Annotated in this window: 27 protein-coding genes and 1 pseudogene; 25 read left to right on the top strand and 3 right to left on the bottom strand. The window is 46.5% G+C overall.

All coding sequences use genetic code 11. The features are described from left to right. Positions 1-10: 10 nt before the first annotated feature. The 3 genes from J9317_RS19210 to J9317_RS19200 form a co-directional block, all read right to left on the bottom strand. Entirely contained in the window at positions 11-526 is a 516-nt protein-coding gene (locus tag J9317_RS19210; RefSeq protein WP_211561600.1) for a MerR family transcriptional regulator, read from the bottom strand. 122 nt (positions 527-648) lie between these two features. Further along, the gene (gene gloA2, locus J9317_RS19205) at positions 649-1,032 is read right to left on the bottom strand and encodes an SMU1112c/YaeR family gloxylase I-like metalloprotein (protein ID WP_211561598.1); all 384 of its coding nucleotides are present in this window, start codon (positions 1,030-1,032) and stop codon (positions 649-651) included. Positions 1,033-1,045: 13 nt separating this feature from the next. Beyond that, positions 1,046-1,489: a hypothetical protein gene (locus J9317_RS19200; protein WP_211561596.1), complete on the bottom strand. Its 444-nt coding sequence runs from the start codon at positions 1,487-1,489 to the stop codon at positions 1,046-1,048. 221 nt (positions 1,490-1,710) lie between these two features. On the opposite strand from J9317_RS19200, the gene prfA reads away from it, so the two are divergent. The 25 genes and pseudogenes from prfA to atpG all read left to right on the top strand — a co-directional run bounded on the left by prfA (position 1,711) and on the right by atpG (position 21,966). Then, a complete protein-coding gene (prfA, locus tag J9317_RS19195) occupies positions 1,711-2,781 on the top strand; it encodes a peptide chain release factor 1 (RefSeq protein ID WP_211562516.1) in 1,071 nt (356 codons plus the stop codon). Between the two features lie 2 nt (positions 2,782-2,783). Then, positions 2,784-3,629, top strand: coding sequence for a peptide chain release factor N(5)-glutamine methyltransferase (gene prmC / locus J9317_RS19190; protein WP_211561595.1), 846 nt, complete (start codon positions 2,784-2,786; stop codon positions 3,627-3,629). 12 nt (positions 3,630-3,641) lie between these two features. After that, a complete protein-coding gene (locus J9317_RS19185; protein ID WP_249292250.1) occupies positions 3,642-4,274 on the top strand; it encodes an NUDIX hydrolase in 633 nt (210 codons plus the stop codon). A gap of 266 nt (positions 4,275-4,540) precedes the next feature. Continuing rightward, a complete protein-coding gene (gene spoIIR / locus J9317_RS19180) occupies positions 4,541-5,206 on the top strand; it encodes a stage II sporulation protein R (RefSeq protein ID WP_211561593.1) in 666 nt (221 codons plus the stop codon). A gap of 80 nt (positions 5,207-5,286) precedes the next feature. Then, positions 5,287-5,730, top strand: coding sequence for a GNAT family N-acetyltransferase (locus tag J9317_RS19175; protein WP_211561591.1), 444 nt, complete (start codon positions 5,287-5,289; stop codon positions 5,728-5,730). Between the two features lie 182 nt (positions 5,731-5,912). Next, entirely contained in the window at positions 5,913-6,959 is a 1,047-nt protein-coding gene (locus J9317_RS19170) for an L-threonylcarbamoyladenylate synthase (protein WP_211561589.1), read from the top strand. Positions 6,960-7,020: 61 nt separating this feature from the next. Further along, on the top strand, positions 7,021-7,581 hold the full coding sequence (locus tag J9317_RS19165; RefSeq protein ID WP_211561587.1) for a manganese efflux pump MntP: 561 nt from the start codon (positions 7,021-7,023) through the stop codon (positions 7,579-7,581). 152 nt (positions 7,582-7,733) lie between these two features. Continuing rightward, positions 7,734-8,189 carry a low molecular weight protein arginine phosphatase gene (locus tag J9317_RS19160; RefSeq protein ID WP_211561586.1) on the top strand — a complete coding sequence of 152 codons (456 nt, stop codon included), beginning with the start codon at positions 7,734-7,736 and terminating at the stop codon, positions 8,187-8,189. 18 nt (positions 8,190-8,207) lie between these two features. Continuing rightward, the gene (gene rpiB, locus J9317_RS19155; RefSeq protein ID WP_035408030.1) at positions 8,208-8,648 is read left to right on the top strand and encodes a ribose 5-phosphate isomerase B; all 441 of its coding nucleotides are present in this window, start codon (positions 8,208-8,210) and stop codon (positions 8,646-8,648) included. A 17-nt stretch (positions 8,649-8,665) separates the two neighbouring features. Further along, positions 8,666-9,238, top strand: coding sequence for a TIGR01440 family protein (locus tag J9317_RS19150; RefSeq protein WP_211561584.1), 573 nt, complete (start codon positions 8,666-8,668; stop codon positions 9,236-9,238). A gap of 73 nt (positions 9,239-9,311) precedes the next feature. After that, a pseudogene (locus tag J9317_RS20695) lies at positions 9,312-9,395 on the top strand (hypothetical protein); the annotation flags it as partial. Positions 9,396-9,563: 168 nt separating this feature from the next. After that, a complete protein-coding gene (locus J9317_RS19145; RefSeq protein WP_211561582.1) occupies positions 9,564-10,148 on the top strand; it encodes a TetR/AcrR family transcriptional regulator in 585 nt (194 codons plus the stop codon). Between the two features lie 61 nt (positions 10,149-10,209). Then, positions 10,210-10,647: a nuclear transport factor 2 family protein gene (locus J9317_RS19140; RefSeq protein WP_249292248.1), complete on the top strand. Its 438-nt coding sequence runs from the start codon at positions 10,210-10,212 to the stop codon at positions 10,645-10,647. Between the two features lies 1 nt (position 10,648). Next, positions 10,649-11,485: a Rossmann-fold NAD(P)-binding domain-containing protein gene (locus J9317_RS19135; protein ID WP_211561578.1), complete on the top strand. Its 837-nt coding sequence runs from the start codon at positions 10,649-10,651 to the stop codon at positions 11,483-11,485. Positions 11,486-11,799: 314 nt separating this feature from the next. Beyond that, positions 11,800-13,032 (top strand): serine hydroxymethyltransferase, encoded by a 1,233-nt coding sequence (glyA, locus tag J9317_RS19130; protein WP_211561573.1) that lies wholly within the window; start codon positions 11,800-11,802, stop codon positions 13,030-13,032. Positions 13,033-13,175: 143 nt separating this feature from the next. Continuing rightward, positions 13,176-13,805, top strand: coding sequence for a uracil phosphoribosyltransferase (gene upp, locus J9317_RS19125; protein ID WP_035408041.1), 630 nt, complete (start codon positions 13,176-13,178; stop codon positions 13,803-13,805). 130 nt (positions 13,806-13,935) lie between these two features. Next, positions 13,936-16,167: a S8 family serine peptidase gene (locus J9317_RS19120; protein ID WP_211561572.1), complete on the top strand. Its 2,232-nt coding sequence runs from the start codon at positions 13,936-13,938 to the stop codon at positions 16,165-16,167. A gap of 194 nt (positions 16,168-16,361) precedes the next feature. After that, complete coding sequence (locus J9317_RS19115; RefSeq protein WP_035408045.1) at positions 16,362-16,583, top strand: AtpZ/AtpI family protein; 222 nt, start codon at positions 16,362-16,364, stop codon at positions 16,581-16,583. A gap of 7 nt (positions 16,584-16,590) precedes the next feature. Then, positions 16,591-16,959 carry an ATP synthase subunit I gene (locus J9317_RS19110; protein ID WP_035408047.1) on the top strand — a complete coding sequence of 123 codons (369 nt, stop codon included), beginning with the start codon at positions 16,591-16,593 and terminating at the stop codon, positions 16,957-16,959. Positions 16,960-16,979: 20 nt separating this feature from the next. Beyond that, a complete protein-coding gene (atpB, locus tag J9317_RS19105; protein WP_035408049.1) occupies positions 16,980-17,714 on the top strand; it encodes a F0F1 ATP synthase subunit A in 735 nt (244 codons plus the stop codon). Between the two features lie 64 nt (positions 17,715-17,778). Further along, positions 17,779-17,997: a F0F1 ATP synthase subunit C gene (gene atpE / locus J9317_RS19100; RefSeq protein ID WP_035408051.1), complete on the top strand. Its 219-nt coding sequence runs from the start codon at positions 17,779-17,781 to the stop codon at positions 17,995-17,997. Between the two features lie 179 nt (positions 17,998-18,176). Further along, positions 18,177-18,716, top strand: coding sequence for a F0F1 ATP synthase subunit B (gene atpF, locus J9317_RS19095; protein WP_211561570.1), 540 nt, complete (start codon positions 18,177-18,179; stop codon positions 18,714-18,716). After that, a complete protein-coding gene (locus J9317_RS19090; RefSeq protein ID WP_211561568.1) occupies positions 18,713-19,252 on the top strand; it encodes a F0F1 ATP synthase subunit delta in 540 nt (179 codons plus the stop codon). The genes atpF and J9317_RS19090 overlap by 4 nt, the downstream gene beginning before the upstream one ends. A 22-nt stretch (positions 19,253-19,274) precedes the next feature. After that, positions 19,275-20,783, top strand: coding sequence for a F0F1 ATP synthase subunit alpha (atpA, locus tag J9317_RS19085; protein WP_211561566.1), 1,509 nt, complete (start codon positions 19,275-19,277; stop codon positions 20,781-20,783). A 325-nt stretch (positions 20,784-21,108) separates the two neighbouring features. After that, positions 21,109-21,966 carry an ATP synthase F1 subunit gamma gene (gene atpG, locus J9317_RS19080; RefSeq protein WP_035408059.1) on the top strand — a complete coding sequence of 286 codons (858 nt, stop codon included), beginning with the start codon at positions 21,109-21,111 and terminating at the stop codon, positions 21,964-21,966. The last annotated feature ends 29 nt before the right edge of the window (positions 21,967-21,995 follow it).

Below are 21,995 nucleotides of genomic sequence, written 5' to 3'. Positions count from 1 at the left end.
CCAATCTTGTTTACAAACTGAAAATAGAGCGCAGGAGTCCTCTGCGCTTCTGCAACTTCTGGTTATCAAACACAAGCACAGGCTCCTGCTGGGCATCCGGGAGCTGGGCAAAAAGGATATCAATTGTCTGTTCGAGTTTTTGAATTTTGCGGTTCAGCTCTTCCATTTCCCTGCGGTGCTGAAGCAGCTGATAGGACACGACGGCATCGGCCTTCAGGTTCATTTTCTGCTCCATGAGGTTCAGGCGGTTTTCAAGCTCGGCTACACGGCCTTCAGCATCACTGGCTAAAGCGGGAGGTTCACTCGTTTCCATTGTTGGGACTGGTGCGGTTTCTGCTTTTATATCTTGCAGGAGGACGCCATGGTGCAGCTGCTCCTTTACGCTTTTTAACGTATCTAGATCATCTTCCCGGAAATGGTAGTGTCCAAGCTCGTTACGTTCCATTGGCAGTTCCAATTGCTTTACCCAGCGCTGTATGGTTTTTGTGGAAACCCCAAGTTCTTTTGCAACGGCAGCAGTGTTCATCAAACATTCCCCCTATCTATTGATAAGAAAGGAATTCGCTCTTTCCCTTTCATCTCCTTTGCAAAAGACAAAACAAGAACCTGTTCGGCAAAGGTAGTGAAAATGCGCGAGGGTTTGTCGAATCAATTTTCGTACAGTTCAAGCGGTAAATCGTCAGGATCGCGGAAAAAAGTGAAGCGTTTCCCGGTCAGTTCGTCAATTCTGACGGGCTCGCATTCCACGCCCTGTTCGGCAAGTCTTGCCACCTCAGCATCCAAATCCTCTGTACCAAAAGCTAAATGCCTTAAGCCTCTTGCTTCCGGCTGTGTCGGACGAAGAGGGGGTTCAGGAAAGGAGAAAAGCTCAATCTGCCCGGAGTCTCCAACGGCGAGATCCAGCTTGTAGGAGTTTCTTTCCTCCCGGTACGTTTCCTTGAGTATACGGCATCCAAGTGTATGGACGTAAAACTCTTTAGAGATTTCATAATCAGAACAAATAATGGCGATGTGGTGGATGTGCGTTAGCATACTTAAGCTCCTTCTATTCTTTTTTCGAAAGCCGGACCTGCCGCTGGAAATACAGGAATACAGGCAGAGGGATAACAATCCATCCCAGGCTTTTTATAATTCCGTTTATAGCATTTGCTTTTGCGCGTTCTTTCTCAAATTGGATGGCATCTTCATACTGTGCCCGGATTTCTTTATCTGTTGCTTGTTCCTTCGGGTTGCCCTCTTTCATAGCTTTAAAATCTGTGTAGCTCTGCTGATACGAGGGGGTAGAAATATAATCAGCAGCAGACATAAATACTCCCACAGATCCGCCGATCGACATCATCAATGTAGCGAAAAGCACAAGGTACACATACAGGTTTCGAAAGGTCATATCCAGCTCTCCTTTTTGCTGCTCTTTTTTGGAAATGAAGATGGCTATTCCAGCCGCCGCAATAATCATAACAGCGATAAAAAGAACGATTAGTGAAATCATATCATTTGCCGTCCTCCTTCTCTATTCTTCCTTAACATTACCATATACGAAAGGCCAAATTGCTTTTGATTGTTTGCCTGACCTATACTATAATTAGAATGTTATGGATAAAGTGAGATTATTATGTTTTCCTTGTCCCCCGCAGATGGAAACGAGACTTACTGCGGGATAAAAATAGACCGGCTGAAAGAATAAGCTAGGAAACTCCAGAGGTGAAGAACGTGTTAGATCGTTTGCAAGCGGTTGAAGAGCGTTATGAAAAATTAAATCAGCTATTGATGGATCCTGATATTATCAGTGATACCAATAAGCTGAGAGAATATTCAAAAGAACAATCTGATCTGTCTGATACAGTGGAAGCATACAGAGAATATAAAGCAGTAAGAGAGCAAATCGCAGACGCAAAGGCGATGCTTGACGAAAAGCTTGATGGCGATATGCGTGAAATGGTAAAGGAAGAGCTATCTGAGCTGCAGGAGCAGGAAGTATCCTTAAATGATAAATTGAAGCTTCTCCTTGTTCCTAAGGATCCAAATGATAACAAAAACGTAATCATGGAAATCCGCGGAGCAGCAGGCGGTGACGAAGCGGCTTTGTTTGCTGCCGATCTATACAGAATGTACAGCAAATACGCGGAGGCCCAAGGGTGGAAAACCGAAGTAATGGAAGCAAGCTCATCGGGTGTCGGCGGCTATAAAGAAATTATCTTTATGCTGAACGGCAAAGGTGCCTATTCCAAAATGAAGTTTGAAAATGGAGCCCACCGCGTACAGCGTGTACCTGAAACCGAGTCAGGCGGCCGTATTCACACGTCCACTGCGACAGTTGCATGCCTTCCGGAGGCAGAGGAAGTTGAAGTGGAAATCCACGATAAAGATGTACGTGTTGATACGTTCGCTTCCAGCGGACCAGGGGGACAGAGTGTAAATACAACGATGTCCGCGGTCCGCCTCACTCATCTTCCGACCATGACGGTTGTAAGCTGCCAGGATGAAAAATCACAGATTAAAAATAAAGAAAAGGCGATGAAGGTACTCCGTGCCCGCGTTTATGATAAATTCCAGCGCGAGGCCCAGGCAGAGTATGATCAAAACCGCAAGCTTGCTGTCGGTTCCGGAGACCGTTCTGAACGGATTCGCACCTATAACTTTCCGCAAAACCGCGTAACAGACCACCGCATCGGTCTGACGATCCAGAAGCTTGATCAAATCCTTGAAGGAAAGCTTGATGATGTCATCAATGCGCTCATCGTCGAGGATCAGTCCAGCAGGCTGGAACAGGCGGAAAACTAAGCATGACAACTGTATTCGAAGCCCTGAAATGGGCTTCTCTTTTTTTAACCGATGCGGGAAGAGATGAAAATGCCGGTGAATGGCTGCTGAGACACCACTTAAATATGAACCGGTCCGCGCTTCTCGCCAATTTCCGAATGGAAATCAGCGAAGAGGTACTGGAAGCGTTCAAGGCCGATGTAAAAAAACATGCGGACGGCGTCCCGGTTCAGCACCTGACCGGATACGAGGAATTCTACGGTCGAAAATTTGAAGTGAATAAAGAAGTGCTGATTCCAAGGCCTGAAACAGAGGAATTAATTGAAGGACTGAAGAGCAGAATTCAGACTCATCTGCCGAATAAACAGCTGACGGCTGCCGATATCGGAACAGGTTCCGGGGCGATTGCCATTACACTTGCGCTTGAAGTTCCGGAACTTCTTGTGACCGGAACGGACATCGCACAGGAATCCCTGGAAGTTGCGGGCCGGAATGCGGAGCGGAACGGCGCAAAGGTTTTTTTTGTTCAAGGAGACCTTTATGAACCGCTGGAAGGCCGTTCATTTGATATCATCGTCTCCAATCCTCCGTATATTCCAGATGAAGATGTTCTGCAGCTGTCAGAGGTCGTAAAAGACCATGAACCGCACCGAGCGCTGGCAGGTGGCAAAGATGGGTTGGATTTCTACCGGAAGCTTTGCAGCGGTATGCCTGCTCTCTTAAATAAGCCGGGCATTGCCTCATTTGAAATTGGGGCAGGACAGGGAGAAGATGTTGCCGGTCTGCTTCAAGAGGCATTCCCGGAAGCAAAGGTGGAAGTGGTATTCGATATTAACGGCAAGGACCGGATGGTGTTTGCTGAAAGATAAAGGGGCGCTTTAATGATGGAAACGGAGCTTCTGAAAGTTCTCGATGAAAGCGGCCGCTGTCTTGGGACGGCTACACGGGAAGAAGTTCACCGGAAGGGCTACTGGCATGAAACCTTTCACTGCTGGATGACGGAACGCTGGATGGACAGGATCTATCTTTATTTTCAGCTAAGAAGCTCTTGCAAAAAAGACTATCCCTCCCTGCTCGATATAACCGCAGCGGGCCATCTGCTGGCTGATGAAACTGCAGAAGATGGTGTCAGGGAAGTAGAAGAGGAACTGGGCTTAAGCATCCGGTTTCAGGAACTTGCGTCTCTCGGCACCATTCCCTGGACAGGCAGCAGCGGAGACATCATCGACCGTGAGCTTGCCCGTGTCTATCTCTATCATCAGGAATCCCCTATCAGCGGCTTTTTTCTGCAAAAGGAAGAAGTCGCAGGAATGGTGAAGGCGGATTTAAGAGAGTTTGAGGAACTGGTATTAGGAGAGCGAGACCTCCTTCACGTCACAGGCTTCAAAGAACAAGAGGACGGAGAAAAAGTTTTGCTGGAGGATTCCGTTGATTTATCTGCCTTCGTCCCGCATACTATCAGCTATTATCTCGAGCTGTTTAAACAGATTCGCTTGAATTTAAGGCTATGTTAAAGTAAGAGGTTGATTGATTACACTTGTTGATTGGAGCGGAAGGCGTGAGACTCCTGCGGGAGCAGCGGGACAGGTGAGACCCCGCAGTGGCGAAGCCAGGAGGAGGCTCACCGCCCGCCCAAGGATAAGCGAACGCCTGCAGCGTAAATCAACAGCTGCGTTCAATAGAGCTGGATTTTATATAGAATCATAGATTTTGATTTTGCGTGTTTATTTTTCAAAACTCCCGGCCATACTGTTGCTAGAGAAGGGATGGTTGAGGAGAAATGAAAAAACAAACATTAGCAATCATATATTTAGTGTTCATCACAGTGGGAGCGCTTTTAAATACGTATAATCAGCCGCTTGGAGCAAGCCAGGCAGCAGCGGCAGAGCAAACCGGACCCAAGGTCATACCAGAGGAAGCGATTCGTCTTAGAATACTTGCAAACAGTGATGCGCCCGAGGATCAGGGCGTCAAACTGAAAATCCGCGATCAAGTGAATAAGCAAATTACCAATTGGGTGAAGGATATTGATTCCATCGAAAAAGCAAGAGCACTGATTCGCTCCGAGCTTGGAGAAATCAACAAGATCGCGAAGAAAACAATGATAGAAGAGGGAATGAATCAAAGCATTAAGGTGGAGTATGGAACGAGTGTCCGCTTCCCGACGAAACTTTACGGAGATTTTATTTATCCGGCGGGTGATTACGAAGCAATCCTCATCACGCTTGGCGATGGTGAAGGCGCAAACTGGTGGTGCGTACTGTTCCCTCCATTATGCTTCCTTGATTTCTCAACAGGACAAGCGGTAGAAGCACAAAATAAAGAAGTGCAACAAGAAGAAAAGAAAGTGGAAAAAACAGAAAAGGTAGCTTCCGTAGAGAGCAAGAAAGAGGAAGTAGAAGTAAAATTCTTCCTCGCAGAATGGCTGGGCGGACTGTTTTCATAGAGAACAGTCTATCTTTTTTTATCATAATGAACCGTTGAGCCACATACATTGGGAGTAACAAAGAACAATGGGGTGGAACGATGTTTTATCAATTAAAATTAGCAGAACCATCAGATAAGAGCCGGTTAATAGAATTTGTGGAAGCAGCAGGCTCAAACGCTGAGGGCATTGAAGAAAAAATGGATCAATTTGTCATGATGACGGATGCGGATAAAAGAATCGCAGCCTGCATCGGACTTGAGATTTTCGGAGAATGCGGTTTGCTGCGGACGCTTGTTGTCTCGGACAAGCTGGATCAGGCTTATATTCTATCGCTCTTTCAAAGCATTCATGAAGTAGGGCGCAAAAAGAAACTCAAAAATTATTATCTCGTTGCAGGGGGACAGGGCTCTACGGAATTTTTGGAAGTTATTGGATTTAAGCGGACTTCAAAGGCGGACCTGCCTGAAGAGATGCTTGCCTCAAAACATATCCAATCCTCACTCAAAGCAGAAGGATCCGTTATAATGGTCAAGAATACCTGATTAAACGAACACTTGTAATAGGTCTAAATAACTTTATCAACATAGTTATCCACCGAATGACAAGCTTTATCCACATTTTGTGGATAAAGCTTGTTGGGGTTCCTTGCTTTTACTAAAGCAGTCTGGGTGTTAAACTAGTTGAAAAAGCAATGCAGACAAGGAAAGTTAGGAGTCAGATAAGAATGGATACGATTCACTGGACTGTGGATAAAGATAACGATTTATCCAAAGGTTATCCACAAATTGCACAGGCAGCAGCTTTACTTGCCCAAAACGAAACCGTCGCCTTCCCGACCGAGACTGTTTATGGCCTTGGAGCCAATGCGGGGTCGGATGAAGCGGTGAAAAAAATATATGAAGCAAAAGGAAGACCGGGAGACAATCCGCTCATCGTCCATGTTGCAGACCATAACCAGGCACTTGAGCTCGTTAGTGATATACCGGCTTACGCTATGAAAATCATGAGCATGTTCTGGCCTGGGGCACTGACTGTTATCCTGCCGCAAAAAGAGGGAAAGCTCTCTTCATTGGTTACAGCAGGTTTATCCACAGTTGCCATTCGCATGCCGGACCATCCGATTGCCCTTGCTCTAATTAAGGAAGCTGGAGTTCCCATTGCGGCGCCAAGTGCCAATCTATCCGGAAAGCCTAGTCCGACGGAAGCTGCCCATGTGGCGATGGACTTGGACGGAAGAATTGCTGGCATCGTGGACGGGGGGGCAACAGGCGTTGGAGTCGAATCAACGGTTCTGGATTGTACGAAATCGATTCCTGTCATTTTACGACCGGGCGGTGTCACACAGGAGCAGCTCGAAGCAGTTATCGGACCGGTTCATGTAGACCAGGCTCTAAGCGATGAAACGCAAGCGCCGAAATCACCCGGTATGAAGTATACTCATTACGCTCCCAATGCTCCGCTAACTGTCGTAAAGGGTACGAGAGATTTTTTGCAAAAGCTCGCAGATGAAGCGAGATCGGAAGGGAAAAAGGTCGGCATTCTCACCACCTCTGAATATAAGGAAGAGTTCAGGGCGGAAGAAGTTCTCGCGTGCGGATCCATCCTTCAACTTGAGACCGTTGCCTCGAGTCTTTACGGTGTTCTCCGCCAGTTTAATCAGAATGCAGAGCTTGATTTAATTTACAGCGAAGCCTTTCCTGAAAAAGGAGTTGGACAGGCTATTATGAACCGGCTGATGAAAGCGGCCGGACACCGTGTAATCGAAGAATAACCCGTTCTAACCCCCCTTGGACAGACATATGCTGAAACAGGCGTGTCCGAGGAGGGAATGCATGAGTATAGAAGCGGTAATCGGGGAAATTTTAACGCTGTTTATGATGGCCTTTGCTTTAGGAATGGATGCCTTTTCCGTCGGTTTGGGGATGGGCATGATTTCCCTGAGATTCAGACAAATCTTCTTTATCGGCTTGGTCATCGGCTTGTTTCATATTGCTATGCCTTTGGCTGGCATGGGACTCGGCAAGCTGTTATCTGATAAATTGGGTGCCATCGCTGCCTATGCCGGCGGCGGGCTGCTCATCCTTCTAGGGATCCAAATGGTCGTCTCCTCCTTCAAAAAAGATGATGCCCCGCTTATTACACCGGTCGGCTTCGGGCTGCTGTTATTCGCGCTGAGTGTAAGCCTGGACAGTTTTTCTGTCGGCCTCACTCTCGGAATCTACGGGGCCAGAACGATGCTTACCATTCTCATGTTCGGGTTTGTCAGCATGGTGCTCACCTGGATTGGACTGATCATCGGCAAACGGGTACAAGGGTGGCTTGGAAATTACAGTGAAATTCTCGGAGGAGCGATTCTGCTGGTTTTTGGAATCAAGCTTTTGCTTCCCATGTAGAAAGGCCGGACCATCTGGGGTCTGGCTTTTTTCGTTTATGATGCTTGGTGGCGGCTTCAGTTAGTAGTACAATATAGACAGATCCAATCTTGACGTGTACCCGCAAGCTTAAAGCGGTGCTTATAAATGAAAGGCCAGATGAAGATAGAGGAGTGGAAACGTTGTCGAATGTCCTTTTCGTTTGTACAGGAAATACTTGCAGAAGTCCAATGGCTGAAGCGCTCCTGCAATTTATGAAGCGCTCAGACGACATCAAAGTTAAATCAGCAGGGGTCTTTGCAATGGACGGAAGCGATGCTTCTCCGTTGGCAAAGGATGCACTTCTTGAAAAAGGAGTGGCATTCAACCATTGTTCTGCCCTCCTCAATAGGGAAAATATTGAGTGGGCGACCCACATTTTCACCATGACGGAAAGCCACAAAATGCTTCTGCTTGAACGCTTTCCGGAATCACGGGAAAAAATATGGACGCTCTCTGAATTTGTTCACGGAGCTTCTAGTAAAAGAGATGTCCTCGATCCATACGGAGGTCCGATTGAGATTTACAGGGCTACAAGAGATGACCTTGAGAGCATGCTGAAGCTTTTGATTGAAAAACTGGAAAAGTAACGCAGGGAGGCAACTGGAATGAAAGTAGCAATTGCATCAGATCACGGCGGCATGAATATCCGCGAAGAAATCAAATCTCTTATGGATGAAATGGGAATCCAATACGAAGATCTAGGCTGTGAATGCAGCCAATCAGTCGACTATCCCGACTACGCGGTACCCGTTGCTGAAAAAGTCGCATCAGGAGAAGCGGATCGGGGAATCCTGATTTGCGGAACTGGAATTGGCATGAGCATTGCGGCAAACAAAGTAAAAGGCATCCGCTGCGCGCTCGTCCATGACATCTACAGCGCCAGGCTGACACGGGAGCACAACGACAGCAACGTCCTTGCAATGGGAGAGCGCGTGATTGGCCCAGGGCTTGCCCGCGACATCGCCAAAACATGGCTGCAATCAGATTTTGAAGGCGGAAGGCACGCAAACCGCATCGGCAAAATCGGGCAATACGAAAACAAATAACGAAGAGGTGGACCGATATGGGAGAAGTCGAAGTATGGCGTTCCGAACTCCAAACAATCCTGAAAGACCTCGAAAACCAAGTCACCTTTGAAAAAAACAGCCTATTCGTCATCGGCTGCAGCACAAGCGAAGTCATCGGAAAGAAAATTGGAACATCCGGCACCTTTGAAGCGGCATCCATGATTTTCGAAGAACTTCATCAGTTTAGCGAAAGACATGGAATCCGACTGGCCTTTCAATGCTGCGAGCACTTGAACCGGGCTCTCGTTGTACAAAAATCCACAGCGGAAATGCAGGGACTCGAACCTGTTACGGTCATACCAGTCAGACAAGCTGGCGGGGCCATGGCCGCTCACGCCTACCAGCACATGACAGACCCTGTCGTAGTCGAGCACATTAAAGCTGACGCAGGCATCGACATCGGTGACACCTTCATAGGCATGCACCTTAAATCGGTCGCTGTCCCGATCAGAAGCTTGCTGAAACAAGTGGGACAAGCCCATGTTACCATGGCCAAAACCCGGCCGAAGCTGATTGGCGGAGTCCGTGCCGTTTATGAAGCGGCAAAAGAAAATGAATCCTGCAGATAGGAAGAACCGCTCTGGGAGGCGGTTCTTTTTGCGTTATGAAATGTTCGGGGTATCATCGACATGGTTTCCTTTACAAAAGCGGTACGGTTTGGTTTATGTGGACCGTATTAATGAGGGCAACGGGTCCAGGAAGTGCTATAAGAAGGATTCTTTTTAGTGGTATAAAAAGTAATTGAGAGAATGGCGGGGACTTGGGATAACGTGTTGAAGCTGAGAGCTTTGTCTCCCTGCTCTTTTATTTTGTTCGTCCCCTCTTCCTTCTCCATTTTTTTATTTGACTAATCAGTCCAAAAAGGATAATCTGTACTTGAAGGGGGGAATGCAATTGGCAAGAAGCAAAGAATTTGATACGGTTGCTGTTTTGCGAAAAGCGGCTGAAGTATTTGGACAGCTAGGCTATCAAGGTGCCTCGCTTCCAGAACTGCTCAAGCATTTAGAGATTGGCCGGCAAAGTTTATACGACACGTTCGGGACGAAGAAGGACCTTTTTCTTTCCGCTGTCAAAACGTATTTGGAGGCAAAAAACGAGCTGGTTATTGCAAGACTGAAGGAAGCCGGTTCAGTAAAAGAAGCTGTCCGCGATATTTTTGCTGAAGGAATTCAGGCTTTAAAGGACCCCGAAAGTTCTACTGCCTGCTATATTATTAACAGTGCAGTTGAACAGCTCCCTTTTCAGGAGGAGCTTGCCAATTACTTCAGCCAGCAGTCACTGCTGCTCGAGAATGCCTTTTATGAGGCTCTAGTGCGCGGAAAACAGGAAGGAGAGTTCACAGATCGGCACGGTGATTTAAGAAGCCTTGCCCGCTACCTGAACCAATCGAGACTGTCTCTTACCTTTATTGCAAAAACAAACAAAAGCCTTGATGCGCTGGAAAGCTATGCGAAAGTCAGCCTGTCTGTTCTGGATTGAATAGGAGGCTTTTCCTTTGCTTATTTTGGACTAATCAGTCAAAAAAGGAGCTGCATTGATAATGAACGAAGCCGTAAAAATCATGGATCAATTTTTTCAAGGCATGCTGGAAAATAATATCGAACAGTGGATGACGATCTGGCATAAAGACGCTGTATTTGAAATTCCCTATGCCCCTTCTGGTGTTTTAACAAAACTGGAAGGAGATGAAGCCATCTACAATCATGTGAAGGATTTCCCCGGAAAAATTAACTTTACCCGTTTTTCTGAGCCGAACTACTACCCTGTCGAAGGCCAAAATACGGTGATTGTGGAGTTTGAATGTGAAGCAGTGATTCTGGAAACAGGACTCCCTTACAACCAGAAATATATTAGTGTTATTGAGTATGAGGATGGAAAAATTCTTCGTTATAAAGATTACTGGAACCCGCTTATCTTTATTGGTGCTTACAATAATGAACCTCAGGCATTTCTAAAATTTCTAAAAAGGAGCCAATAGCATGTCCATTTTACTTACTGGAGGAACCGGCACAACAGGAACCCGCATTGCTTCCAAGCTCCTGGAACGGGGCTATTCTATTCGCATTGCCAGCAGATCGGTTCCCAGGCTTGCTGGTGCAGAGCATGTGCCTTTCGACTGGCACAGCGGGCAATTTCCTGCTGAACTGTTTAACGGGATTGAAAAATTGTATCTGGTTGCACCGGTCGGTGTGCTTGATCCGCTGCCTGCCGTTCTGCCTTTTTTGAAAAAAGCTTTGAATTCCGGAGTGAAACGGGTGGTCATGCTCGGTGCGGCCATCGTCTCTGATGACGGTCAAGTGTTTGGGAAGCTGCAGCTCGCTGTCAAGCAGCTGGCACCTGAATATGCCATTCTCCGTCCTTCTTATTTTATGGAGAATTTCCTGGCCCCTCACCACCTTCACACCATTAAATCAGAAAACAAGATTTGGTCGGCAGCCGGTGATGGAAAAATTGGTTTTGTCATTGCAGATGACATTGCGGAAGTTGGCGTTCGTGCATTAATCGATCAAGAGCCGCACAACACGAGCCACATCATTACCGGTCCGGAGGCTTTGAGCTATTCAGAAGCTGCTTTGATCATCGGCCATGTTGCCGGCACCACCATTCAATACGGAAACATGCCTCTTAGCCAGTATGAGCAGGCTATGATCCGAGGAGGCTTAACAAAAGAGTATGCCGGTTTCATGACAGGTCTTGAGGAAAAAATTGCAAACGGTGCAGAAGACCGTGTAACCAATACAGTTGAAATGGTAACTGGAAAAAAGCCGGTTAGTTTAAGTGAATTTGCGGGGGCCCATAGGGAGGCCTGGATGTAATACGGAAGGAGAAGCAGTTTGAACTGCTTCTCCTTTTCATTTTTCTGTTAATCAACCGAAGGGCATTAGTCCGTTTCGCTCACGACTCTGTCCAATCAATATACCCCCCTTTGCCAAAACTGCTCCTTTAATAATCCACTGCTTTCCGCCATCCCCCTCATTTCGAACAATCTCTTCCATTCAACTCTCTATAGTTCGGTATTAGCCTCATTTATTCAAAAATCAGCCGATTGTCTTTTACATTTCGTTCAGAATATGTGTAAAATAGGAGCATATAAGCAAGCCACTACTGTCCAACCAAGGGGGAAATTATCATGACATTTTTGCAAAAGCAGGATCCATCCGTATTTGAAGCGATGCAGCAGGAGCTTAAACGCCAGCAGACAAAGATTGAACTTATTGCATCTGAGAACTTTGTAAGTGAAGCGGTAATGGAAGCGCAAGGTTCTGTGCTGACGAACAAATACGCAGAAGGCTATCCGGGCAAGCGCTATTATGGCGGCTGCGAATACGTAGATATCGTAGAAGATATTGCGCGCGACCGTGCGAAGGAAATTTTCGGTGCAGAGCATGCGAACGTTCAGCCGCATTCCGGTGCACAGGCAAACATGGCCGTTTACTTTACCATCCTGGAGCATGGAGATACAGTACTTGGTATGAATCTTTCCCACGGCGGCCACCTTACCCACGGCAGCCCCGTTAATTTCAGCGGAGTTCAATACAACTTTGTTGAATACGGTGTAGATAAAGAGACGCACCGTATTAACTATGAAGATGTGCGTCAAAAAGCAATCGAGCATAAACCAAAACTGATTGTGGCTGGAGCAAGTGCGTATCCTCGTGAAATCGACTTCCAGAAGTTCCGTGAAATTGCGGATGAGGTGGGAGCCTACTTCATGGTTGATATGGCACACATTGCAGGTCTTGTAGCGGTAGGACTTCATTCGAATCCTGTTCCTTACGCGGATTTTGTGACGACAACGACGCATAAAACACTTCGCGGACCTCGCGGCGGAATGATTCTCTGCAAGGAAGAGTTTGCGAAAAAGATTGATAAATCGATCTTCCCTGGAATTCAAGGCGGTCCGCTTATGCATGTGATCGCGGCTAAAGCTGTTGCTTTCGGTGAAGCCCTTCAGCCTGAATTTAAAGAATACGGCGAAAAAATCATCGAGAACGCGAAGCGTCTTGGCGAATCCCTTGTTAAAGAAGGAATCAATCTCGTATCCGGCGGCACGGACAACCATTTGGTCCTTCTCGATGTAAGGTCCCTGAACCTGACAGGCAAAGTGGCTGAAAAAATCCTGGATGAAATCGGCATTACAACTAATAAGAACACCATTCCATTCGATCCGGAAAGCCCATTTGTAACAAGCGGTATCCGAATTGGAACAGCAGCCGTCACGACACGCGGCTTCGGGCTTGAGGCGATGGACGAAATTGCTGCTATCATTGCCCTTTCATTAAAAAATAGCGAAGACGAAGAAAAACAAAAAGAAGCAGCGGAACGAGCAGAAGCTCTTACTGCCAAATACCCGCTTTACTAAAGTGAAGAGGAGCAGCTCTGAAAGCTGCTCCTTTTTCCATCTTTTACAATGCTTGTCCTGCTCTTGAAACCCGCGGCCTTTTTCTGTAGAATCAATGGAAGTGCAACGAAACTGGTACGATTTATTAAAAGGAGATGAGCAGGTTGGGGAAAGTATACGTTTTTGATCATCCGCTAATTCAGCATAAGCTAACTTACATAAGAGATGTAAAAACCGGCACCAAGGATTTCCGTGAATTGGTGGACGAAGTGGCAACACTAATGGCATTCGAAATTACAAGAGATCTTCCGCTTGAAGAAGTAGAAGTAGAAACACCGGTAACCGTTGCGAAATCAAACGTACTCGGCGGAAAAAAACTTGCAATCATCCCAATCCTGCGTGCGGGACTTGGCATGGTAGACGGGATCCTCAAGCTGATTCCAGCAGCAAAAGTGGGACATGTCGGTCTCTACCGCGATCCTGAAACGCTTAAGCCGATTGAATATTATGCGAAGCTTCCATCCGATGTGGAAGAGCGCGATTTCATCGTAGTGGACCCAATGCTTGCGACAGGCGGATCTGCAATCGAAGCGATCAACAGCCTGAAAAAACGCGGAGCGAAAAACATTAAATTCATGTGCTTAATTGCAGCCCCTGAAGGCGTTGAAGAATTTAAGCTTGCTCATCCTGACGTAGACATTTTCATCGCAGCTCTTGATGAAAAATTGAACGAAAAAGGATACATCGTCCCTGGGCTCGGAGACGCAGGCGACAGAATGTTCGGAACGAAATAAATGAAAGAAGGTTTGAATTCGATTCTCGGGTTCAGGCCTTTTTTTGTGGGATTTAAGCACCTCATCTTAATCTCACCCTAATAAAACCCTCCGCCTCTGAGAACCCTAATCCGCAAGAGGTGGATTTTTTATGAAAAAAACAATCATTCTTCTGCTGATCTTATGCTTTGCAGCTGCAGCAAAAACGTCCTCAAATTCCTATTCCTATCCAGACCGGCCGCCGATCCCGGAAGATAGCGGGACAGCTATGGAGAAACGGATTCTAATTGTTAAGCCGGCTGAATGGCTTAGCTTTAAGGCGAAGCTTAAAAGCCAATTCCCGAGGATTGGAATAAGACATGTATATACGGAAGTGTTCAAAGGTGTATCCGTTGAAGGCTCCCTTGCAGATCTTACGAGGCTGTCCGCTCAGCCTGAAGTGGAGGATCTCGGTCCGGTCACGACCTATAATACCGAATCCCAATCACATGTTTCCTTCGTCGGCGGAGACAAGGTGCGAAGCCTTTTTGATTCGAAAAATCAGCGGCTGACAGGCAAAGGTGTGAAGGTAGGAGTAATTGACACAGGAATGGATTACCTCCATCCTGACCTGCGCAGGAATTACGCTGGGGGCTATGATGTAGTGGACGATGACCGGGATCCAATGGAGACAAGGGGAAGCGCAGATTTGGCGACGATCCATGGAACCCATGTAGCGGGAATTATTGCTGCGAATGGCAAAATCAAAGGAATTGCGCCTGAAGCAAGCCTGTACATATACAGGGCCCTTGGTCCGGGAGGTATTGGTACTTCGGAATGGATCATCGCGGCTATTGACCGGGCGGTAAAGGATAAAGTAGACGTTCTGAATCTATCCCTGGGGAACGATGTGAACGGTCCAGATTGGCCGACAAGCCTTGCCTTGAACAAAGCTGTAGAGAAAGGTGTTATTGCTGTTGCGGCGAGTGGAAATTCCGGTCCGGGCAAATGGACGCTCGGCTCTCCCGGAACGGCTGAAAAAGCGATATCCGTCGGTGCCTCAACTCCGCCGATGAAAGGATACAAGCTGCTGATGGATGATGCCGCTGAGCCAATCAGACTCATCCCATTTCAGGGCGCAGCTGAGTGGAGGCCGTTTCGGGGACTGGAAATTTCAGATGCCGGCTTCGGAAGGGAAAATGAGTTTACAAAGGATGTAAAAGGAAAGCTTGTACTCGTTCAGAGAGGGAAGATTCCTTTTTCCGATAAAGCGGCATCAGCTGAAAGCAGAGGGGCAGCTGCCATCCTCGTCTACAACAATGAAAAAGGAAGTTTTGCAGGCTCAATGAAAAACATTGGCATCCCCGCGGCATCCCTGTCGAGACAGGATGGGATCAAGCTAAGGAAATCTCTCCGGCTGCGTGCAAGCATCCTTCAGATTAAAGAAGAAGACACGCTGGCAAGCTTCAGCTCCCGGGGACCAGTGACTGGAAGCTGGGAAATCAAACCGGATCTTGTCGCACCAGGGGTCGCCATTATGAGTACCGTTCCGGACAAGAAGTACAAACCGCTTCAGGGAACCAGTATGGCTGCACCTCTTGTGGCAGGTGCGGCTGCACTGATAAGACAGGCTCATCCGGATTGGAGCCCGGAGGAAGTCAAAGCTGCGCTGATGAATACAGCAAAACCGCTCAAAGATTCTCAATCGAGGCTTTACGAACCGATCGGCCAGGGAGCAGGGAGAATGGATGCCTGGAGAGCTGTTAAGAGTGAGGTTTTAGCGGTGCCTGGCTCCCTCGTCTTCTCCCAGTTCTCATCAGGCGGGAGAAGATCATCACACAAAGCGAAAATCAGGCTTGTGAATCACTCACCCAAAACGAAAAAATTTGTGTTCTCCTATCCTGCTAGAGCGCAGGGAATTACATGGCACATTCCTGCAGCGCAGTATGTAAACCCCCGTTCCTCCAAAGAGGTAGAAATTGAACTGGAAGGAACCCCGATGCATCTCAGTGACGGCACCCATCAAGGAAGACTTGATGTAACAGCCGGATCGGAGCGCTTTAGCATTCCCTACCTTTACATGATGAATGAACCAGACTATCCCCGTCTAATGGGATTTGAATTTCATCCTGGAAAAGAACCGGGCACGAGTGAGTATGAAGTTTACCTTCCGGGAGGGGCGGATGAAATTGGCATTGCTTTATACGAACCCGCATCGTATCATTTTATTGGATATTTGGATTGGAAGAAACATGTGGGAAAAGGCCGGCTGAAAAGAGTATTGAAAAACAGGGATCTTAATATCCGTGAAGGAACCTACAAAGCCCTTATTTTTGCGAAAAAAGGGAAGGTTGAGGATGTGATTGAAACGTCACTCACAATCGATTTTCGGAGTCAACGCTAAGTTATTTTAAAAATGTGAACAATTTGTGCCGGGCTGGGGTGTTTGTGAACTTTTAGCAAGGAATCACATTGACACAGCCCAGTGCCTATTGTTATGCTATATGAGGGTAATGATAAGGTTTTCAAAACTTATTAATTACTTGTATATTTCCCCTGAAATGACCCTATAAAACCTGATTGAGGGGTGCTGTAAAAATGCGCGATAAAAATCGTCATCCGTTACAGGCTATGGCCCTTATGTCTGGCATTCTATCACATTTGGTAGGATCTGTTTTAGTAGGGATTTTCGCCGGAAGATGGCTCGACGGCTATCTTCATACGGTACCGCTGTTTTTAATCATTGGCCTTCTTTTAGGACTGTCAGCAGGCGTTTATGGCATGCTGAAGCTGGTCCGCCACTACTTTCCAGGAGACTGAGTATCTCATGTCTGAACTGCATCTCATGAACCAGCGATATTTAAAATACATAGTATACTTGCTTGCCATTTATGTGCTTGGCTGGGGATTTACAGATTACAGAGAGATCTTTCTCGGTCTGATAACCGGGACATGCTTTAGTCTTTTCAACTTATGGACAATGGTGCGGAAGCAGAAACAGTTTGAAAAAGCTTATCAGGAAGGCAAATCGATCCGCTCAATGGGGATGCTGTCCAGAATGGCAGCAGCCGGTCTTGCTGTGCTCATCGCAATGAGATACCCCGAGTATATCAATCTTATTTCCGTGGTTATTGGATTAATGACGATTTACGTCGTTATTATGATAGATTTTCTAATACAGCATATACGCGATTAGCTGGAAGAGAGGTGAATATATTGGAGCACAAAGCACCTGTCGTAGAGTTTTTAGGTTTATATTTTAACTTGGCGAATATGATGATGATCACTATTGCAAGTGTCATCGTATTTATTCTGGCTGTGGCTGCCACCCGCACCCTTGCACTAAGGCCAACCGGCATGCAGAACTTTATTGAATGGGTGATGGACTTTGTAAAGAACATCATCAACAGCACAATGGACTGGCAGACAGGCGGCCGATTTTTAACACTTGGTATGACGCTTCTCATGTACATATTTGTAGCGAATATGCTGGGCTTGCCGTTCGCAGTTGTTATTGACCATGAGCTATGGTGGAAATCACCGACAGCTGATCCGGTCATAACGCTTACACTGGCTGTTATGGTAGTGGGTCTGACTCATTACTATGGTATCAAGATGAAAGGTGCTGGCGAATACGCACGCGATTATATTAGACCAATGAAATTCTTGTTTCCTATTAAAATAATCGAGGAATTCGCGAACACTCTTACACTCGGCCTTCGTTTATACGGAAACATTTTTGCCGGAGAAATCTTGCTTGGTTTACTTGCAGGACTGGCAACAAGCGGCTATGCCGATGGTTTTATGGGAGGCATTTTCGGAACATTGGGTGCAATCATACCAATGCTTGCATGGCAGGCATTCAGTATTTTTGTCGGTTCCATCCAGGCTTTCATTTTCGTCATGTTAACAATGGTTTATATGGCCCACAAAGTGAGTCACGACCATTAATTTATAATTAGCTCTAACTAATAGGCAAAACTATTATTTTCATAAGATAAGGGAGGATTTACAAATGAGTTTAGGTTTAATTGCAGCTGCAATCGCAGTAGGTTTAGGTGCACTTGGTGCAGGTATTGGTAATGGACTAATCGTTGGCCGCACAATCGAGGGAATCGCTCGTCAGCCGGAACTTAGAGGGACTCTTCAAACAACAATGTTCGTTGGTATCGCACTAGTTGAGGCACTTCCGATCATCGCAGTAGTTATCGCATTCATCGTAATGGGTCAATAATTACCCGGTCAATCATTATATGATGTGAAAAGAAGATGGCGAAGATCATTCTTAGAATAGAACCTTCGCCATTCTCTTATCTGCCCTACCGTCTCTTTTTTTGTCCAAAAACAGAAATTATGAGGTCATAGCCTTATTAAAACGTATACCGTAACCCTTGAAGGGAGTGAATTCGAGCAATGTTTACTATATTTGCACTAGGCGCAGCAGGCGCGGGTGAAGCGGCAGCAGAAGGCCATTTCAATGGCGGAGATATTATATTCCAGCTTGTAGCATTCCTGATCCTTCTTGCCCTTTTAAGAAAATTCGCATGGACGCCGATCATGAACATCATGAAAGAGCGTGCAGATCATATCTCCAACGAAATCAGCGGGGCTGAACAGAAGAATCTCGAAGCCGGCAAACTGATTGAAGAACAGCGTGCATTGCTGAAGCAGGCTCGTCAGGAAGCTCAAAACCTGATTGAAAATGCGAAGAAAATCGGCGAACAGCAAAAAGAGGAAATTATTACAACAGCCCGCAATGAGGCAATCCGCCTTAAAGAATCTGCGCGCAAAGAAATCGAGCAGGAAAAAGATCAGGCTGTCGCAGCACTTCGCAATCAGGTTGCATCTCTATCCGTCATGATTGCTTCTAAAGTCATTGAAAAAGAATTGAATGAGCAGGCTCAGGAAAAACTCATCAGCGATTACCTCAAAGAAGCAGGGGATAACCGATGAGCAGCATCCTTGTTTCCAAACGTTATGCATCCGCACTTTTTGAAATTGCCAAGGAAACAAAAATGCTTGATCAGTTCGAAGATGACTTGATTGCCGTTAAGGAAGTATTTAAGCAAAACCCTAAGCTGATGGTTCTGCTTCAGCATCCGAAGCTGGACATGCAAAAGAAAAAAGAGCTTGTTAAAGAAGGGTTCGGAACTTTAACAACTCCTGTTTTAAATACGCTATACCTTTTAGTTGAACGCCACCGTGTCGAAAGTATCCCTGAAATTGCTGACGAATTTGCAAGACTTGCAAACGATGCCCGCGGTTTAGAGGATGCAGTCGTATACTCTGTGCGTCTGCTGAGTGAAAAAGAACTTTCCGAACTATCCGCAGCATTTGCGAAAAAAATCGGTAAAACGACATTGAGGCTGAAAAACGTAATCGATCAATCCCTGATCGGCGGCGTGAAGCTGAAAATCGGCAACCGTATTTTTGACGGAAGCGTAAGCGGCAAACTTGCACGAATCGAGAAACAGCTCGTTACAAAATAGATCACAGATAGGGGTGAAACTCATGAGCATCAAAGCTGAAGAAATTAGTGCTCTGATTAAAAAGCAGATTGAAACCTATCAGTCTGAAATCGAAGTTAGTGATGTAGGTACAGTTATCCAGGTTGGTGACGGTATCGCTCGTGCTCATGGCCTCGACAATGTCATGGCTGGAGAACTTGTTGAGTTTTCAAACGGCGTTTTGGGAATGGCCCAAAACCTTGAAGAAAGTAATGTAGGTATCGTTATTCTTGGACCTTACAAAGAAATCCGTGAAGGCGACGAAGTAAAACGTACAGGACGCATCATGGAGGTTCCTGTAGGTGAAGCGCTTATCGGACGCGTAGTAAATCCTCTTGGACAGCCTGTTGATGGACTTGGTCCGATTGAAACAACAAAAACCCGTCCAATTGAAGGTCCGGCTCCTGGAGTAATGGATCGTAAATCCGTTCATGAGCCTTTGCAAACTGGTATTAAAGCGATCGATGCTCTTGTTCCGATCGGCCGCGGCCAGCGTGAGCTGATCATTGGAGACCGTCAAACAGGTAAAACATCTGTGGCAATTGATACCATCCTAAATCAAAAAGATCAGGATATGGTCTGTGTGTACGTGGCAATCGGCCAAAAAGAATCCACTGTCCGCGGTGTTGTTGAAACACTTCGCAAGCACGGAGCTCTTGATTACACAATCGTTGTAACTGCATCTGCTTCCCAGCCAGCTCCTCTTCTTTACCTTGCTCCTTATGCAGGTGTAACAATGGGTGAGGAATTTATGTACAATGGCAAGCACGTATTGGTTGTTTACGATGACCTTTCCAAACAGGCAGCTGCTTACCGTGAGCTTTCCTTGCTCCTTCGCCGTCCTCCGGGCCGTGAAGCATATCCAGGGGATGTATTCTACGTGCATTCACGCTTGCTTGAGCGTGCTGCAAAACTTAGCGATGCAAAAGGCGCTGGCTCTCTGACAGCTCTTCCATTCGTTGAAACACAAGCGGGAGATATCTCAGCTTACATTCCAACGAACGTAATTTCCATCACAGACGGACAGATTTTCCTTCAGTCTGACTTGTTCTTCTCAGGCGTACGTCCTGCGATCAACGCCGGTCTTTCTGTATCCCGTGTTGGTGGATCCGCACAAATTAAAGCGATGAAGAGTGTAGCAGGTACACTGCGTCTTGACCTTGCTTCTTTCCGTGAGCTTGAAGCATTTGCTCAATTCGGTTCTGATCTGGATAAAGCAACGCAGGCAAAACTTGCCCGCGGAGCGCGTACAGTTGAAGTTCTGAAGCAGGACCTTCATAAACCGCTTAAAGTTGAAAAGCAGGTTGCGATTCTTTATGCCCTTACTAAAGGCCATCTAGATGACATTCCGGTACAGGATATCAACCGCTTTGAAAACGAATTGTATGCGTACCTTGATCAAAACAATGCTGATCTGCTTGAACAAATCCGTACATCCGGAAAACTTCCAGCCGATGAAGCAATCGTTTCTGCGATCACAGGCTTTAAAAAGACATTCGTAATCTCTGAATAAATAACAAAAGCGGAAGCGCCTTTTTAGGGGGGATGTTCTGCTAGGTGCGCGACGTCCTGTCGCAACGCAGAACTGACCTGCCTCCTGCAGGCCTCCGACAAGCATAAGACAATCAGCCGGAGGAAGGCGTTTTTCCCTTCCGCAGGCTGAGGGGCTTATGACCTCGAGGGGCTAGGCGCTGGAGCTGGACGAAGATGACCTTGATAAACATTAATGTTAAAGATGTTAATTTTAATGAAATTAAGAGGGATCGCCGTTCGGCGCTTCCCCTCTCTTTATGAATAAGACCTAAGACCGGAGTTTAAAAACAAGGTGGTGAGTATCTTTGGCATCATTACGTGATATTAAATCAAAAATCACTTCGACGAAAAAGACGAGTCAAATCACGAAGGCAATGGAAATGGTTTCGGCTGCGAAGCTTAACCGTGCTGAGAACAATGCGAAATCATTCGTTCCTTACATGAACAAGATGCAGGAAGTTGTATCGAATGTAGCAAACGGAATTTCCGGTGCACGCCATTCCATGCTTCTATCACGTCCGGTTAAGAAAACGGGTTATCTTGTGATTACGTCTGACCGCGGACTTGCAGGTGCTTTCAACAGCAGTGTTCTGCGCGCTGTCTACCAAACCATCCAAAAACGCCATTCATCCAGTGATGAATACGCGGTTATTGCAATCGGAAAAATCGGCCGTGACTTCTTTAAGCGCCGCGGTATTACGGTAGCCCGCGATATTGTGTCCCTTGGGGATGAGCCAAGTTTTTCCGATATCAAGAACATTGCAAGCGAAACTGTAGGCATGTACGAAGATGAGACATTCGATGAACTGTATCTCTTCTACAACCACTACGTTAGTGCCATTCAGCAGGACGTAACCGAGAAAAAACTGCTGCCGCTGACTGACATTTCAGCCGAAGGCAAACGTACTTCTTACGAATTCGAGCCGGATGAGGACGAAATCCTTGAAGTGCTTCTTCCTCAGTATGCAGAAAGCTTGATCTACGGAGCGCTTTTAGACAGTAAGGCGTCTGAGCATGCTGCCCGTATGACAGCGATGAAAAATGCAACTGACAATGCCAAGGAATTAATCAGCAGCTATACACTTACTTTCAACCGCGCACGCCAGGCAGCCATCACTCAGGAAATTACCGAGATTGTCGGCGGAGCCGCTGCGCTCGAATAGGCCGGAAAAATACATTGTTTTAATAAGCT

It is taken from the genome of Metabacillus flavus (assembly GCF_018283675.1).
Lineage (GTDB): Bacteria > Bacillota > Bacilli > Bacillales > Bacillaceae > Metabacillus_B > Metabacillus_B flavus.
This window is presented reverse-complemented; position numbering and strand designations above follow the sequence as displayed.

Excerpts from the sequence above, each read along its gene's own strand:
- J9317_RS19210 (WP_211561600.1), bottom strand. The coding sequence starts at position 526 with ATGAACACTGCTGCCGTTGCAAAAGAACTTGGGGTTTCCACAAAAACC.
- gloA2 (WP_211561598.1), bottom strand. The coding sequence starts at position 1,032 with ATGCTAACGCACATCCACCACATCGCCATTATTTGTTCTGATTATGAA.
- J9317_RS19200 (WP_211561596.1), bottom strand. The coding sequence starts at position 1,489 with ATGATTTCACTAATCGTTCTTTTTATCGCTGTTATGATTATTGCGGCG.
- prmC (WP_211561595.1), top strand. The coding sequence starts at position 2,784 with ATGACAACTGTATTCGAAGCCCTGAAATGGGCTTCTCTTTTTTTAACC.
- J9317_RS19185 (WP_249292250.1), top strand. The coding sequence starts at position 3,642 with ATGATGGAAACGGAGCTTCTGAAAGTTCTCGATGAAAGCGGCCGCTGT.
- spoIIR (WP_211561593.1), top strand. The coding sequence starts at position 4,541 with ATGAAAAAACAAACATTAGCAATCATATATTTAGTGTTCATCACAGTG.
- J9317_RS19175 (WP_211561591.1), top strand. The coding sequence starts at position 5,287 with ATGTTTTATCAATTAAAATTAGCAGAACCATCAGATAAGAGCCGGTTA.
- J9317_RS19170 (WP_211561589.1), top strand. The coding sequence starts at position 5,913 with ATGGATACGATTCACTGGACTGTGGATAAAGATAACGATTTATCCAAA.
- J9317_RS19165 (WP_211561587.1), top strand. The coding sequence starts at position 7,021 with ATGAGTATAGAAGCGGTAATCGGGGAAATTTTAACGCTGTTTATGATG.
- rpiB (WP_035408030.1), top strand. The coding sequence starts at position 8,208 with ATGAAAGTAGCAATTGCATCAGATCACGGCGGCATGAATATCCGCGAA.
- J9317_RS19150 (WP_211561584.1), top strand. The coding sequence starts at position 8,666 with ATGGGAGAAGTCGAAGTATGGCGTTCCGAACTCCAAACAATCCTGAAA.
- J9317_RS19140 (WP_249292248.1), top strand. The coding sequence starts at position 10,210 with ATGAACGAAGCCGTAAAAATCATGGATCAATTTTTTCAAGGCATGCTG.
- J9317_RS19135 (WP_211561578.1), top strand. The coding sequence starts at position 10,649 with ATGTCCATTTTACTTACTGGAGGAACCGGCACAACAGGAACCCGCATT.
- glyA (WP_211561573.1), top strand. The coding sequence starts at position 11,800 with ATGACATTTTTGCAAAAGCAGGATCCATCCGTATTTGAAGCGATGCAG.
- J9317_RS19120 (WP_211561572.1), top strand. The coding sequence starts at position 13,936 with ATGAAAAAAACAATCATTCTTCTGCTGATCTTATGCTTTGCAGCTGCA.
- J9317_RS19115 (WP_035408045.1), top strand. The coding sequence starts at position 16,362 with ATGCGCGATAAAAATCGTCATCCGTTACAGGCTATGGCCCTTATGTCT.
- J9317_RS19110 (WP_035408047.1), top strand. The coding sequence starts at position 16,591 with ATGTCTGAACTGCATCTCATGAACCAGCGATATTTAAAATACATAGTA.
- atpE (WP_035408051.1), top strand. The coding sequence starts at position 17,779 with ATGAGTTTAGGTTTAATTGCAGCTGCAATCGCAGTAGGTTTAGGTGCA.
- atpF (WP_211561570.1), top strand. The coding sequence starts at position 18,177 with ATGTTTACTATATTTGCACTAGGCGCAGCAGGCGCGGGTGAAGCGGCA.
- J9317_RS19090 (WP_211561568.1), top strand. The coding sequence starts at position 18,713 with ATGAGCAGCATCCTTGTTTCCAAACGTTATGCATCCGCACTTTTTGAA.
- atpA (WP_211561566.1), top strand. The coding sequence starts at position 19,275 with ATGAGCATCAAAGCTGAAGAAATTAGTGCTCTGATTAAAAAGCAGATT.